The sequence below is a fragment of the Arthrobacter sp. 2YAF22_2 genome (assembly GCF_052114645.1).
Lineage (GTDB): Bacteria > Actinomycetota > Actinomycetes > Actinomycetales > Micrococcaceae > Arthrobacter.
In genome coordinates this window covers 1-13,556 of sequence record NZ_JBFRFD010000029.1, presented here as the reverse complement: position 1 = coordinate 13,556, position 13,556 = coordinate 1, and the positions used below count along the sequence as shown (strand labels likewise).

The window sequence follows — 13,556 nt, the reverse complement described above, 5'->3', positions numbered from 1 at the left end:
GAGACAAGTCTCACAGCGGAAGTACATCCGCCATATGGCATATTTGATGAATGGCAGAATTCAAGCAGTCCACCAAGCTTCATAATGTCCTCTACGACATCCGTGGACCGATTCTTCAGGCCGCCCAGCAGATGGAGGCGGAGGGTCACCGGATCCTCAAACTGAACATCGGAAACCCGGCCCCGTTTGGCTTTGAAGCGCCGGACGCCATTCTGGTGGACATGATCCGCCACCTGCCGCACGCCCAGGGCTACAGCGATTCCCGGGGTATTTTTTCCGCCCGCACCGCAGTCTCGCAGTATTACCAGACCCGCGGGATCCAGAACATCCACGTCGATGACATCTACCTCGGCAACGGGGTCAGTGAGCTCATCACGATGTCGTTGATGGCGTTGCTGGACGACGGCGACGAGGTCCTGATCCCCACTCCGGACTACCCGCTTTGGACGGCCTCCGTGGCCCTGGCCGGCGGCCGTCCGGTGCACTATCTTTGCGACGAGGACTCCGGCTGGCAGCCTGACCTTGAGGACCTGGAAGCGAAGATCACGCCGCGCACCAAGGGCATCGTAGTGATCAACCCCAACAACCCCACCGGTGCCGTCTATCCGGAGGAAACACTCAAGAAAATGGTGGCCCTGGCCGCGAAGCACGGGCTGGTGCTGTTCGCCGACGAGATCTACGAAAAAATCCTCTATGAGGATGCTGTGCATGTGAACATGGCCGGCCTCACCGGCGACGACGTGCTGTGCCTGACCTTCAGCGGACTTTCCAAGGCTTACCGGGTTTGCGGTTTCCGGGCCGGGTGGATGGCCATCTCGGGTCCGAAGAAGGACGCCGGGGACTACCTCGAGGGCATCAATCTGCTGGCCAACATGCGGTTGTGCGCCAACGTCCCCGCCCAACACGCCATCCAGACCGCCCTCGGCGGCTACCAGAGCATCAACGACCTGATCCTCCCGGGCGGGCGGCTGCTGGAGCAGCGGAACAAGGCTTATGACATGCTCAACGCCATCCCGGGGGTCAGCACGCAGCAGGCCCGGGGGGCGATGTACCTGTTCCCGCGGCTGGACCCCGAGGTGTACCACATCCGCGACGACGAGAAGTTTGTGCTGGATCTGCTGCGCCAGCAGAAGATCCTTGTCTCCCACGGCCGCGCGTTCAACTGGGTGCGCCCGGACCACTTCCGGATGGTGACCCTGCCGAACGTCAAGGACCTGGAAGAGGCCATCAACCGTATGGGGGACTTCCTGAGCCGGTACCAAGGCAACTAGCCTGAGCTCAGCAGCGCGGCGCGGGCAGTTGTCCGGCGGTCCGAACGGCGGCTGCCCGAACCGGAAAGAGGCTTGCAATGGCAGACGTCGTGAGATTCAAGGAGCACCCCTCTGACACGCTGAGGGTGGGCAAAGGCTTCAAACTCAAGGACACGGACCCGGACGCCACACCGGGGTACCCGGGGGACAAGAACGACGGCGAGGTGCTGCTCGCCGATCTGGACGACAACCTCGCCATGCTCCAGGAGCAGCTTTTCGCCGAATCTCGCTTCGGCGGCACCAAGCGGATCCTGCTGATCCTCCAGGCCATGGATACGGCAGGGAAAGGCGGGATCGTTACGCACGTGATGGGCGCCATGAACCCGCATGGCGTCCAGATGAAATCCTTCAAGGCACCCACCCCGGAAGAGAAGTCCTACGACTTCCTGTGGCGGATCGAGAAGGAAGTCCCGGCCGCCGGCATGGTGGGCGTCTTTGACCGGTCCCATTACGAGGACGTCCTCATCCACCGCGTCCACCGCTGGGCTGATCCGAAGGAACTCGAACGCCGGTACGAAGCGATCAACGAATTCGAGGCACGGCAGACGGCTTCCGGCACCAAGATCGTCAAGGTCATGCTCCACATCAGCCGGGACGAGCAGAAAGACCGGCTGCTGGCCCGGCTGGATGAGCCCGCCAAGCTCTGGAAATACAGCAGCAATGACCTGAAGGAACGCGCGTTCTGGACCGACTATATGGACGCCTACCAAAAGGCATTCGAGAAGACGGACACCGAGGCCGCCCCGTGGCACGTGGTCCCGGCCAACAAGAAATGGTACGCGCGGATCGCTGTCCAGCAGCTGCTGCTCGACGCGCTGCAAGGGCTCAAGCTGGAGTGGCCGGTTCCGGGCCTGGACGTCGCGATGGAACGGGAACTGGTCCAACGCTCCTGACCGGCCGGCGCCGGCTAGCCTTCCTGGGCGGCCTGGTCACGCGCCGCGGCCAGGCGTTTGCGGGCCCCTTCGAGCCACTGCTCGCAGCGCTTGGCGAGGGCCTCTCCCCGTTCCCACAGGGCGAGGGAGTCCTCAAGGCTGACGCCGCCGGCCTCGAGCTTGCCCACCACACCGACGAGCTGTTCGCGGGCCTCCTCGTAGCTCAGTCCGTCAATGTCTGTGCTCGGCTTGGCGGTTGCCGCGTTCTCTGCTGCCATGTTGGTTCTCCTTGTCTGAATCCCGGCGGGTACCCGTCATTGCGGGCCGGGAAGTCTGATTTCTCTTATTCTCGGGGCGGAATGCTCAGTTTTCGACGGGCTCCTGGCCGCCGGTGGACTGGGCCRTGAACCCGCCGCCGGCCACGCGGACCGCCAAGGAGGTGCCGGCCGGCACCTGGTCCGGGTGCCGCACCACCTTGTGATGCGCCAGGCCCGGGACCCCGTCGTCGAGTTGGACGACGGCGTAACCGCGGTCCAGCGTTTTTTGCGGCGACAGGGCCCGCACCTGTGCCTTGAGGTGGACCAGCTGGTCGGTTGCCCGGACGACGGCGGTGGTGACCGCGGCCCGGGACCGTCCTTTGAGCCGTTCGACGTCGTCGTGCCGGACACTGACCATGACCTCAGGGGACGCTAGCACGGGACGGGAGCGAAGCGAGGCGAGGCGGTCCGATTCCCGCTCCACCAGCCGGGTCACGCCGCGGCGAAGCTGGTCGCGGGCCTGACGGACCCTGGTGAGTTCCTCGACGACGTCGGGGACGATCCGCTTCGCCGCGTCGGTGGGCGTCGAAGCGCGCAGGTCGGCGACGTCGTCGAGGATGGGGCGGTCCGCTTCGTGGCCGATCGCGCTGACGACCGGCGTGGTGGCGGCAGCCACGGCCCGGATGAGTTCCTCGCTGCTGAACGGGAGCAGGTCTTCCAGTGCGCCGCCGCCGCGGGCGATGACGATGACGTCCACCTCCGGATGGGCATCCAGTTCCCGCAACGCGCCGAGGACCTGGGCCACCGCGGTGTTGCCTTGGACGGCCACTTCGCGGATTTCGAATTCGACGGCGGGCCAGCGCAGGGCCGCGTTGCGGAGCACGTCCTTCTTGGCATCGGAATCGCGGCCGGTGATCAGTCCGATCCGGTGGGGGAGGAGCGGCAGGCGCTTCTTGCGTGAATCGGCGAAGAGCCCCTCCGCCGCGAGTGCCTGGCGCAGCCGTTCAATCCGGGCCAGTAGGTCGCCGAGCCCGACCGGCCGGATATCCTTGACCGACATGTTCAGCCGGCCCGTCTTTAGCCAGAACTCGGCCTTGAGCAGCGCGACGACCCGGGAGCCGCGCTCCAGCGGCAGTGCCTGCCGGTCCAGGACGCTGGTCCAGACCGACGCCGGGAGGGAGATCTCGGCGTCGATGTCCCGGAGCGTGAGGTAGGCGTTGGTGCCGCGCCGGTTGAGCTCGATGACCTGGCCTTCGACCCAGGCCGCGGGGGCGCGGTCGATGTACGTTTTCAGGTTTTGCGAGAGCAGCTGCAACGGCCAAGGGTTGTCCGGGCTGGTGCCCGCAGCGGTGGCCGGCAGGGTGCTGGCTGCGACAGTCTCTTCAGACATGCCGACAGCCGCCGGGGGAGTGGGCCTGGTGCATGTGCGTGGAGTCCTTTTGACGGGGCCTGACGGAGTCTGGCGGAGACGGGGATCTGCTTCAACTCTATCCATAGCTATACCTGCAGGGCCGGACGTTTTGGGCGCCCCCCGTTTTTAGCTTGGCCGCAGCGCCCCCGTAGGATGGCACTACTCCCAACCTCCTAGGAGACTTTCGTGCGCACTTTTGTCTCAGCCATTGCCGTGCTGATCGGCCTTGCCCTGGCGGCCGTCGCCGTCCCGGCCATGTGGGTGGACCGCAACATTGTCCAGGAGGACGGATTCGTCGCACTCACCGCGCCGCTCGGCAAGGACCCCGCCTTCCAGCAGCGGCTGGCTTCGGCCGCCGTGAACGGGATTGGCTTCGGCGGCAAGCAGCTTCCCGATGCCCTCGCCGCGGTGGTCAAGCCGATCCTGGACGACGCCGCGCAGTCCATGACCGCCATGCCCGGTTACTCGGACGCCTGGGCCGAGACCCTGCGCAGGAGCCACCGGCTAAGCTTCGCGGACCCCCGCACCCTTCCTCCGGAGGTGAACGGCACCACCTCCCTGACCCTGGATGTCGCACCCTTGGTGGGGCTGGTGGTCGCCAGGGTTTCGGCGGCATCGCCAGTGCCGCTGAAGGCGCCGGACCAGGTCCGGATCGGCATCGGGCAATCGAACCAGCGCCAGCTGATTGAACGTGTTTCGGCATACGCCCCGATGGGTTCCGCCGTGGCTGTGGGTGCGGGGATCGCCTTCATCCTGGCCTTCGTCGCGGCTCGGCGGAAGTGGACGGTCCTCGTCGGGACCGGGATCGGCGCCCTCGTCCTGGCAGCGACCTGGAAGTTCGGTGCGGATGCAGCGGGCCGGCTGGTCCTGGGGGCCGGCAGCGGCAACGACGTGGCAGAGATCTTCAAGCGCGAATTCGTGGCCGCCTCCACGGCAGGCTTCGGGCAGTGGATTGTTGTGGCGCTGGTGGCAGGAGCGGTCCTGCTGGTTGTTGGGATCGTGCTCCGCGTCGTCACCGGCCGCCGGCCGGCGCCAAATGTCCGGCGATAGCGAACACCGGTAGCATTGGGGGCATGACCTCCACCGCTGTTTCCATTCCGATGCCCTCCGTTCCGCGACGTCGTCGAACGCCGGAAGAGGTGCTGGCGGCGGCACCCGTGACAGGTCCCAAGAAGGTGCTCCTGGCCGCGCCGCGCGGCTATTGCGCCGGCGTGGACCGCGCCGTGATCGCGGTGGAAAAAGCACTGGAACACTACGGGCCGCCCGTCTACGTCCGCAAGCAGATCGTCCACAACGTCCACGTCGTGAGCTCCTTGGAGGAAAAGGGTGCGATCTTCGTTGACGAGACCGATGAGGTTCCCGAGGGCGCCCTCGTGATCTTCTCCGCACACGGCGTCTCGCCGGCGGTCGTTCAGTCCGCCGAGGACCGCGGCCTGCGGACCATCGACGCGACCTGCCCGCTGGTCACGAAGGTGCACCGTGAGGCGGTCCGCTTCGCGAAGGACGACTTCGACATCCTGCTGATCGGCCACGACGGCCACGAGGAAGTCGAAGGGACCGCCGGTGAGGCGCCCGAGCACATCCAGATCATCAACGGCCCGCACGAGGTGGACAAGGTGACGGTCCGGGACCCGGAGAAAGTCATCTGGCTCTCCCAGACCACCCTGAGCGTGGATGAAACCATGGAGACGGTACGCCTCCTGAAGGAGCGATTCCCCACCCTGCAGGATCCGCCCAGCGATGACATCTGCTACGCCACCACCAACCGCCAGGTGGCCATCAAGAAAATCTCGCCGCAGGCCGATCTGGTGATTGTGGTGGGTTCGGCCAACTCCTCGAACTCGGTGCGCCTCGTCGAGGTCGCGCTGGAATACGGGGCCAAGGCCTCCTACCGGGTGGACTTCGCCAATGAGGTGGACGAGGCCTGGTTCGAAGGCGTCGCCACCGTCGGCGTGACATCGGGCGCTTCCGTGCCGGAGGTCCTGGTCAAGGACGTGCTCCGGCTCCTCGCCGACTACGGCTATGGCTCCGTCGAGGAAGTTGTCACGGCGGAGGAGGACCTGCTGTTCTCCCTGCCGAAGGAACTTCGGGCCACCCTGAAGCAGGCCGGGGACGTGTCCCGGGCCCTGGGCGGCCGCGGCGCCCGCCCCGCCAATCAGGCCTAGGCGGCACTAGGCGGCAGACTCCTCCCCGGGGTCTTCTGCGTCGCCGTCACCGTCAGCGTCGGCGTCCCGGGAGCCGTTGGCCTGCTGTAGTTCCGGTGCGGCCACCGAACGCGGCGTTGCCTCGACGGTGATGGGAGTCGCCAGTCCGGACGCGTCCATGGCGTTCAGTTTCCGGGCCGTGGGGAGCACCCGTGCTTCGAGCGTGCCGACCAGCGAGTTGTAGCGGTCCACCGAGGTCTTGAGCGATGAGCCAAGCTTGGAGACGTTGTCGCCGAGGGTTCCCATCCGCTCATACAGTTGCTGGGCAAGTTCGAACAGCTCCCGCGCACTGTCGGTCAGCACGTCCTGCCGCCACGTGAACGCCACGGACTTTAGCACCGCCAGCAGCGTCCCCGGCGAGGCGAGGACGACATTCCTCGACAGCGCGTAGTCCAGCAGGGCTGGATCCGCTGTGAGGGCGGCTGCCAGGATCGACTCCGCGGGCAGGAAGCAGACCACCAGCTCGGGAGCGTTCCCCGGGATGTCCCAGTACCRCTTGTTGCTCAGCGCGTCGACGTGCGCCTTCAGGGCCTTCGCGTGGCCGGCGAGCAGGGACTGCTGGCTGTGCTGGGAACCCTGGCCGGTGGAGCGGCCGCCCGCGGCGGTGCCTAGTTCCTGCGCCTCAAGGTAGGCCGACAGCGGCACCTTGGCGTCTACCACCAGCTGCTTTCCGCCGGGGAGCTGGACCACCAGGTCGGGCCTGACGGTGTTCTCGGACCCGGCGCTGTGCAGCTGCTCGTGGAAATCCACGTGCCGGAGCATCCCGGCCGCCTCCACGACGCGGCGCAGTTGTACCTCGCCCCACTGGCCGCGCGCGCTGTTGGACCGCAGGGCCGATTCGAGCGCGTGCGTTGAGCGCAGCAGCTGCTCGTCCGAAAGCCTGGCCTCCTGCAACTGCTGGGCGAGCTGGCCGTACTGTTCCAGCCGGTCCCGCTCCAACAGGGACACCTGCTGCTGGACGGCGGTGAGCTTCTCGGCCACGGGGGCCAGCGCGCGCAGGACGCTGCCGTCCTGGTTCCTCGCGTCGCCCAGCTCGCGGTTCTGGGCCGAGAGCAGGCGGCGTTCGGCGTCGGCGGCGGCGAACAGGGCGCTGACCTCCGAGAGCCGGGCGGAGACGCCGTCGAAGTCCGCTTCCAATGCGGCGCCGCGGCGCCTGGATACGACAAAAGTGAAGGCAGCGCCGGCCACAGCGCCGATCAGCAGCATCAACAGGGCAAGAATGAGTGCGAAAGCGTCCATGACTTCACTCTGGCACGCAGCACTGACACTTTTAGCCAGTGACGCACTCGACGCCGGCGGCCGGACCGCTGTCGCTGGCACCGGGTGCCCCGGCGCCGCGGAGGGACGGCCCCGTTTACCGGTAGAATCTATACTCGTGGCTCTTACTATCGGCATCGTCGGACTGCCCAACGTCGGCAAATCAACTCTTTTCAACGCACTGACCCGCAACCAGGTGCTCGCGGCGAACTACCCGTTCGCCACGATCGAACCGAACGTCGGCGTCGTGAACCTGCCGGACCCGCGCCTCAAGCAGCTCGCGGAGATCTTCGGCTCCCAGCGACTGCTGCCCGCGCCCGTGTCCTTCGTGGACATCGCCGGCATCGTCAAGGGCGCGTCCGAGGGGGAAGGCCTGGGCAACAAGTTCCTGGCCAACATTCGCGAGGCCGAAGCCATCGCCCAGGTGGTCCGCGTGTTCGATGACCCCGATGTCATCCACGTCGACGGCAAGGTGGATCCGCAGTCCGACATGGAAACCATTAACACTGAGCTGATTCTGGCAGACCTTCAGACCATCGAAAACGCCATTCCGCGGATCGAAAAAGAAGTCAAGATCAAGAAGCGCGACGCCGCCGAACTCGCCGCCGTCAAGGCTGCCCAGGCGGTCTTGGAGCGCGGCGATACGATCTTCTCCTCGGTCACCAGCGACAAACTGGAAATGGAGCATCTGAAGGAGCTCGGCCTGCTTACGGCCAAGCCCTTCATTTACGTCTTCAACTCGGATGAGGGAATCCTTGGCAGCCCCGAAAAGCAGGCGGAACTGCGAGCCATGGTGGCCCCGGCCGACTGCATTTTCCTCGACGCCAAGCTCGAGTCCGACCTCGTGGAACTGGATGAGGACGAAGCCCGCGAGATGCTGGAAATGAACGGCCAGGACGAGTCCGGCCTGGACCAGCTGGCCCGCGTCGGCTTCCACACGCTGGGGCTACAGACGTACCTCACCGCCGGCCCCAAGGAAACCCGCGCCTGGACCATCCGCCAGGGCGACACCGCCCCCCAGGCCGCCGGTGTCATCCACTCCGACTTCCAGCGCGGCTTCATCAAGGCCGAGGTCGTCTCCTTCAACGACCTGATCGCGGCCGGCTCGATGGCGGAAGCCAAGGCCCGCGGCAAGGTCCGGATCGAAGGCAAGGAATACGTGATGGCCGACGGCGACGTGGTCGAATTTAGATTCAACGTTTAGTTCCGCCCCGCTGGTGGCTCCCGCTGCCATATGTCGGCTTGATTCAAGACCAGTAAGTGGGCCCGATCCAGGGCCGTCCGAGAGCATCCCGGCAGACTAAGCCTCGTCCAGGAGCGCAGGCTTAGTCTGCCCACAACCGGGGCCAACCCTCGGGTTATCCAACGCTACGGCGGTTGGGGGAGCTACACCAGTTGCTCACTATTCCAGCTGTGGACAACCCGAATTGACTCCCGGCTGTGGACAGCTGGGGTGTTAGCCCCGGAGTTTGATCCTCGAGTTGCCCGGCCCGCATGGCTGCGATGACCCCGCCATCCATGAGGAGGTCCGAACCGGTGATGCAGGCACTTCGGGTCCGAGGAGGAACGTCGCAGTGGTAGCCATTGCACCCGGCGGCTGAGGTCCCGATCATGGTGCGGTCGCCGTCGCGCGTAACGGATCCTCGGGCTGGGGTATCAGAGGTGTCTCAGAAACACTTCGTCTGAGAGACAACCCTCATGCAATGACTTTGAGAGCAAGCGGAATGCGTTTGCTATGGACCTGCTTCAGCGCCGGGGGAGGTGTTCACCGGTTTCGTCGGCGAGGGCCGAGAGGAGCCGGTCCTGGAATGCCGTGTCGTGAACGGAGGGGTAGGGTTCTTGTCGGTGCTGGTGGTGCCAGTATCCGCCGCTGGTGCGCGCTTCAGGGTCATCGCTGGTGGCGAGCCACTCCTGCGTGCGGTGGCCTAGTTCGAGGCTGTCGGGGGCTCCGGCTCCGCCCATTCGGGTGGGTACCCATCCGGGGTCGACGGAGGTGGACAGTATCTCCGGGTACATGCGGGCAATGGCCGCGGCGAGGGTACTGACGTAGAGCTTGCTGTCACCGTAGGAGCCGCCGCTCTTGCCCTGCCAGTCGACACCGTCCAGGCGCGGTTGGCCGCCGAAGTGGGACGCGCTGCTGAGGTAGACCAGCCGTTGCGGGAGTGGAAGAAGCGCGGTCAATAGGTACGGGGCGATGATGTTGACGGGCATGACGTCCCGCCCGCTCCAGACACCGGCGTTGTGGATGACGGCGTCCAGCGGTGCCTGTTCGACCAGTTCGGCGGCGATACGGCGTACGGCGTCGCGATCGGCGAAGTCTCCGATGACGATGCCGGCACCGTGGTCGGTGAGAGGGCGAAGGTGCGTTGCCCGGTCAGTGTTTCGGGCGTGCACGATGACGTCGTGTCCTTGGCCCTGCAGTGCCTCTGCGGTGAGGCGGCCCAGTCCGTCAGCTGACCCGGTGATCAGGATGCGAGCCATGATTACTCTCCTTCGTGAGCAGTACGGATGTCCCCGCCCGTTGAGGCTGCGCGGTTGATCGCGATGTTGAAGTCGAACGAGCCGAACGAGGCTGCGAGCTGAAACAGAAGGTAGGCGTACATTTCGGGTCCGCGGGAGGCCCGCACGTCGCCGAGGTCGTGAATGACGTCATCTTCCCAGCCGAACTGTCTCAGGAGGGCACGCACGGTCTTCTTGGCCTCGATGTCGTTGCCGGTGACGAAGACGACGTGGTCACCGGGCACCCGCCCCGGATCGACCATGAGCGGCGCCGCCATCGTATTCAGCGTCTTCACGACCCGCACGCCGGGGTGAGCGTGCTGGATCTGCTCGGCGAGGCTCAGTTCCTCCACACCGGTCAGGGTGGGAGGAAGGCCCTCGTGACGTTTTAGCGGGAGCGCCGTGTCGAGCAGAACCTTGCCCTCCATCGCGCCCGGATCGATGTGTGAGAGGGCATCCAGGGTGACGACACCCGGCAGGGCGTTCACGATAACCTCTCCGTGAGTTGCAGCGTTGGACATGCCGGCCAGCCGTATCGCGGGGTGTTCCGACAACCTGGCTCCTCGCCAAATTCCCATCCCATCCTCCATTCGTTCCAGACCTGAGCCACGCCCGACGTGGACAGGATCCTACAGCTGGTGCGCCGGGATCGCGTGGGCGGCAGGGGTCGTGGCGCTGATCGTGACCGCGCCGGCATCTATTCCCGCACCGCACGCCGCCTCCGCATCCCACACTAGAAAGCCGCCCCCGTCGTTCGGGAGTCCCGGCGTCGCCGGCGTGAAAAACGGGAGTCGGCGACGATCTATTGCCCATATCTTCGCCGCGAACCCGCATGCCTTATGCGAATCGACGCCGATGGGTGCCGGCTGGTATCAGGGCAGGGTGCCGTTGTATTCGTCGTCGGTGATGTGTTCGCCCCAGGTTGTGGTCTTGGACGGGTCTTCGCCGTTTTGGAGCATGGCGATGTGTTCCATGAAGCAGCCGGGGCCCGCTGCGTGCCAGTGCTCTTCACCGGGCGGGGTGTATAGGGTCTGGCCGGGGTGGACCTCGATGATGGTGCCGTCGCGGCCGCCGAAACGGGCCACACCCTGGGTCACGCGGAGGTACTGGCCATGTTCGTGGGAGTGCCAGGCGGTGCGGGCGCCGGGCGCGAAGCGCACGGTGGCGACGACCATGGTCTGGTCGGACTCGTGCGGCAGCGCGATCGGGTCGAGCCAGACGTCGCCGGCGAACTGGGCTGCCGGGTTCTTGGTGGTGGGCAGAGCGGGTTCAATGTTCATAGTGGATTCCTTAGGCGTTGTCTGCGAAGAGTTGCTTGGCTACGCCCATCGCGGCCATGCCTTTGGGCCAGCCTGCGTAGAGCGTGATGTGGGTGATGGCTTCGATGAGTTCGTCGCGGGTCACGCCGTTCTCGACGGCGCGGCCCAGGTGGAAGCCCAGCTGTTCGGTGTTGCCGCCGGCGGTGAGCACGGCCACGGTGATGAGGCTGCGGTCGCGGGCGGAGAGCTCGGGCCGGTTCCAGACATCCTCGAAGAGCACGTCGTCGGTGAGCGCGGCGAGCTTCGGGGCGAAGTCCCCGAACATCTTGCGCCCGCCGCCGACCTGCCTGGGTTGTTCGGTCATGTTCTCTTCCTTCTTTTGATAGGAGTGCTGCGGTCCTTGACGGTTGCAGCCGGGGCATACAGTCCTGAACGGCACGGGCCCGGCCGCTTGCTGGCTAGAACGCGACCATCGCTAGGGCTTCGCGGTCGTCCATCGCGCGGTAGGCGTCGTGCTCATACTTAGATCCTTTCCGGGGACATGGGGCGAATCGGCGGGCTACCCGATGTTGCTAGAGGTGGGCGCGGAATGCGGTGCGGCGCCCGTAGATGGTCAGCACGAGCGCGGCCAGTCCGGCTACGATCATCACGACCGCCAGGATGAGGCCGCTGAAGTTCGTCAGCAGGGCGGCGCCGAGAATGCCGGCGGTGAAGATGGCGAGGTTGAACGCCACGGGCAGGAATGAATTGGCGACGTCGGAGTCTGCGCCTCCGGTGGTGGTGAGCGCGGCTTGGAGTTGGGCGGCGGCGCCGCCGAAGGTGATGCCCCACAGCACGGTCGCGGCGATCACCGCCGGCAGGAACGCATGCCCCACGAGCAGCACCACGGCGGCAGTGATGAAAAGGGCGACGCTGCCGTGCAGGAGCGGGCGGGGATGGCGGTCCAGGAGCGCCCCGGTGATGATGATTCCGGCGATCGAGGCTACTCCGAAGATGAAGAGTTCGACGTCGGCGGTGAGGTTGGTGCTGGTAGTGCGCAGATAGGGGGCGATGTAGGTGTAGATGGTGTTGTGGGCCAGCATCCAGGTGAAGATGACGGCCAGGATCACGGCGATGCCGGGGATGCGGAACACCCTGGCCAGCGGAAGCCGGGAGACTCCGGGCTGCCCCTCGGTGTCGGGCGCGATCGCAGCGATGAAGGCTGCGGCGATCACGGCAACCGCGGTGAGTCCGGCGAAGGCCCACCGCCAGTCGAAGGTCGTTCCGAGCCAGGCCCCCAGTGGTGTGCCGAGGGCGAATCCGACGGGCGCCCCGACGGAGACGATCGCCAGCGACAGGCCTGCCTGGGAGGGCGGGCTGATTTTCCGGCCGTAGGCGGCCAGCATCCCCCAGATGATTCCCGAGAACGCGCCCGCGGCGAACCGCGATACCAGTGACAGGGGCACGTCGCTGGAGAGGGCGGTGGTGCTGTTGGCCAGGATGAGGCCGAGGATCGCGCCGAGGAGTAATGGCTTGCGGCGCATGCCCCGGGTCAGGGTGATGGCGGGGATCGTGATGAGCACCGTGCCGAGGGCGTAGGCGCTGACGAATAGTCCGACGGTGCCTTCGCTGGTCCCCATGCCGGTGGCGATAACGGGCAGCAGCCCGGCTGGCATGGTCTCCATTGCGACGAGGACGAAGCCGATGACCGCAAGAGCGGCCAGACTGGCGAGCGGCAGCCGTTTCGGAGTCGCAGTAGATTCCGGGGCCGGCGCCGGAGCGGTGGTAGTGGTGGTCATTCTTCTCCTTGCCCGCGACTGGGTTGCGCGGTTACTTGCTGGTCGGGAACGGGGGAGTCAATATCCAGTCAACGCGCGAACCGCCCGGGGCGGGAGTCTCTGTCAAGGGGTGTACCACCAGGGCACCTCAACAAGAGTTGGAGGGACGTATTCTCGTGGCATGGACAATAAAGCCGAGGTACGCGATTTCCTGATGTCGCGCCGCGCGAAGGTCACTCCCGAACAGGCCGGACTGCCCGCCGGGGCGAACAGGCGCGTTGCCGGGCTTCGCCGCACGGAAGTTGCGGCACTCGCAGATGTCAGCGTTGAGTACTACGCCAAGCTCGAACGTGGTGCTATCGGCGGAGCTTCCTCGTCCGTGCTTGACGCCATCGCCCGCGCGCTTCTCCTCGATGACACAGAGCGGACACATCTCTTCGACCTGGCCCGTGCGGCCGACGGTATTCCGCTATCCGGGCGTCCCCGCCGGAGGTCCACCAAGAACGCCGTCAGTCGACCCAGTCTGCACTGGGTGCTCAGCACGATCACTGATGGCGTCGCTTTCGTACGCGACCAACACCAAGACCTCCTAGCCACCAATGAGCTCGGCCGAGCTTTCTACTCGCCCCTCATCGGCGACGGCGGCCGCACACCGAATCTGGCCCGGTTCCAGTTCCTAGACCCTGCATCCCGGGAGTTCTATCCTGACTGGGAGCTTTTCGCTGAGATG

General features: G+C 65.8%; 14 protein-coding genes. 6 read left to right on the top strand and 8 right to left on the bottom strand.

From position 1 onward, the window contains the following. Nucleotides 1–50: 50 nt before the first annotated feature. Both AB4Y86_RS02615 and AB4Y86_RS02610 read left to right on the top strand, forming a co-directional pair. On the top strand, nucleotides 51–1,271 hold the full coding sequence (locus tag AB4Y86_RS02615) for a pyridoxal phosphate-dependent aminotransferase (RefSeq protein ID WP_441399876.1): 1,221 nt from the start codon (nucleotides 51–53) through the stop codon (nucleotides 1,269–1,271). A gap of 77 nt (nucleotides 1,272–1,348) precedes the next feature. After that, nucleotides 1,349–2,203, top strand: a complete 855-nt coding sequence (locus AB4Y86_RS02610) for a polyphosphate kinase 2 family protein (protein ID WP_441399875.1) — start codon at nucleotides 1,349–1,351, stop codon at nucleotides 2,201–2,203. 14 nt (nucleotides 2,204–2,217) lie between these two features. Here the strand turns inward: AB4Y86_RS02610 and AB4Y86_RS02605 are convergent, their stop codons facing one another. Continuing rightward, complete coding sequence (locus AB4Y86_RS02605) at nucleotides 2,218–2,460, bottom strand: exodeoxyribonuclease VII small subunit (RefSeq protein WP_441399874.1); 243 nt, start codon at nucleotides 2,458–2,460, stop codon at nucleotides 2,218–2,220. 85 nt (nucleotides 2,461–2,545) lie between these two features. Further along, nucleotides 2,546–3,829: an exodeoxyribonuclease VII large subunit gene (gene xseA, locus AB4Y86_RS02600; RefSeq protein ID WP_441399873.1), complete on the bottom strand. Its 1,284-nt coding sequence runs from the start codon at nucleotides 3,827–3,829 to the stop codon at nucleotides 2,546–2,548. Between the two features lie 207 nt (nucleotides 3,830–4,036). Between xseA and AB4Y86_RS02595 the strand changes: the two genes are divergently transcribed. Next, nucleotides 4,037–4,900: a hypothetical protein gene (locus AB4Y86_RS02595; RefSeq protein ID WP_441399872.1), complete on the top strand. Its 864-nt coding sequence runs from the start codon at nucleotides 4,037–4,039 to the stop codon at nucleotides 4,898–4,900. Nucleotides 4,901–4,923: 23 nt separating this feature from the next. Continuing rightward, nucleotides 4,924–6,015 (top strand): 4-hydroxy-3-methylbut-2-enyl diphosphate reductase, encoded by a 1,092-nt coding sequence (locus AB4Y86_RS02590; protein ID WP_441399871.1) that lies wholly within the window; start codon nucleotides 4,924–4,926, stop codon nucleotides 6,013–6,015. Nucleotides 6,016–6,021: 6 nt separating this feature from the next. Here AB4Y86_RS02590 and AB4Y86_RS02585 read toward each other — a convergent pair whose 3' ends face one another. Further along, nucleotides 6,022–7,293: a DNA recombination protein RmuC gene (locus AB4Y86_RS02585; RefSeq protein ID WP_441399870.1), complete on the bottom strand. Its 1,272-nt coding sequence runs from the start codon at nucleotides 7,291–7,293 to the stop codon at nucleotides 6,022–6,024. Between the two features lie 136 nt (nucleotides 7,294–7,429). Between AB4Y86_RS02585 and ychF the strand changes: the two genes are divergently transcribed. Further along, complete coding sequence (ychF, locus tag AB4Y86_RS02580) at nucleotides 7,430–8,515, top strand: redox-regulated ATPase YchF (RefSeq protein ID WP_441399869.1); 1,086 nt, start codon at nucleotides 7,430–7,432, stop codon at nucleotides 8,513–8,515. 542 nt (nucleotides 8,516–9,057) lie between these two features. On the opposite strand, the gene AB4Y86_RS02575 is transcribed toward ychF, so the two are convergent. From AB4Y86_RS02575 to AB4Y86_RS02555, 5 genes are all read right to left on the bottom strand, one after another. After that, nucleotides 9,058–9,792, bottom strand: coding sequence for an SDR family NAD(P)-dependent oxidoreductase (locus tag AB4Y86_RS02575; RefSeq protein WP_441399868.1), 735 nt, complete (start codon nucleotides 9,790–9,792; stop codon nucleotides 9,058–9,060). Nucleotides 9,793–9,794: 2 nt separating this feature from the next. Further along, nucleotides 9,795–10,364, bottom strand: a complete 570-nt coding sequence (locus AB4Y86_RS02570) for an NADPH-dependent F420 reductase (protein WP_441399867.1) — start codon at nucleotides 10,362–10,364, stop codon at nucleotides 9,795–9,797. Between the two features lie 318 nt (nucleotides 10,365–10,682). Continuing rightward, nucleotides 10,683–11,090, bottom strand: coding sequence for a cupin domain-containing protein (locus tag AB4Y86_RS02565; RefSeq protein WP_441399866.1), 408 nt, complete (start codon nucleotides 11,088–11,090; stop codon nucleotides 10,683–10,685). Between the two features lie 10 nt (nucleotides 11,091–11,100). Then, nucleotides 11,101–11,433, bottom strand: coding sequence for a carboxymuconolactone decarboxylase family protein (locus AB4Y86_RS02560; RefSeq protein WP_441399865.1), 333 nt, complete (start codon nucleotides 11,431–11,433; stop codon nucleotides 11,101–11,103). 208 nt (nucleotides 11,434–11,641) lie between these two features. Continuing rightward, nucleotides 11,642–12,847: an MFS transporter gene (locus AB4Y86_RS02555; protein ID WP_441399864.1), complete on the bottom strand. Its 1,206-nt coding sequence runs from the start codon at nucleotides 12,845–12,847 to the stop codon at nucleotides 11,642–11,644. Between the two features lie 160 nt (nucleotides 12,848–13,007). Here AB4Y86_RS02555 and AB4Y86_RS02550 point away from each other — a divergent pair. Next, on the top strand, nucleotides 13,008–13,556 hold a 549-nt coding region (locus AB4Y86_RS02550), incomplete at its 3' end, for a helix-turn-helix transcriptional regulator (RefSeq protein ID WP_441399863.1).

Bases quoted from the DNA above. Each gene is read 5' to 3' on its own strand.
- AB4Y86_RS02615 (WP_441399876.1), top strand. From the start codon at position 51: ATGGCAGAATTCAAGCAGTCCACCAAGCTTCATAATGTCCTCTACGAC.
- AB4Y86_RS02610 (WP_441399875.1), top strand. From the start codon at position 1,349: ATGGCAGACGTCGTGAGATTCAAGGAGCACCCCTCTGACACGCTGAGG.
- AB4Y86_RS02605 (WP_441399874.1), bottom strand. From the start codon at position 2,460: ATGGCAGCAGAGAACGCGGCAACCGCCAAGCCGAGCACAGACATTGAC.
- AB4Y86_RS02590 (WP_441399871.1), top strand. From the start codon at position 4,924: ATGACCTCCACCGCTGTTTCCATTCCGATGCCCTCCGTTCCGCGACGT.
- AB4Y86_RS02575 (WP_441399868.1), bottom strand. From the start codon at position 9,792: ATGGCTCGCATCCTGATCACCGGGTCAGCTGACGGACTGGGCCGCCTC.
- AB4Y86_RS02565 (WP_441399866.1), bottom strand. From the start codon at position 11,090: ATGAACATTGAACCCGCTCTGCCCACCACCAAGAACCCGGCAGCCCAG.
- AB4Y86_RS02560 (WP_441399865.1), bottom strand. From the start codon at position 11,433: ATGACCGAACAACCCAGGCAGGTCGGCGGCGGGCGCAAGATGTTCGGG.
- AB4Y86_RS02555 (WP_441399864.1), bottom strand. From the start codon at position 12,847: ATGACCACCACTACCACCGCTCCGGCGCCGGCCCCGGAATCTACTGCG.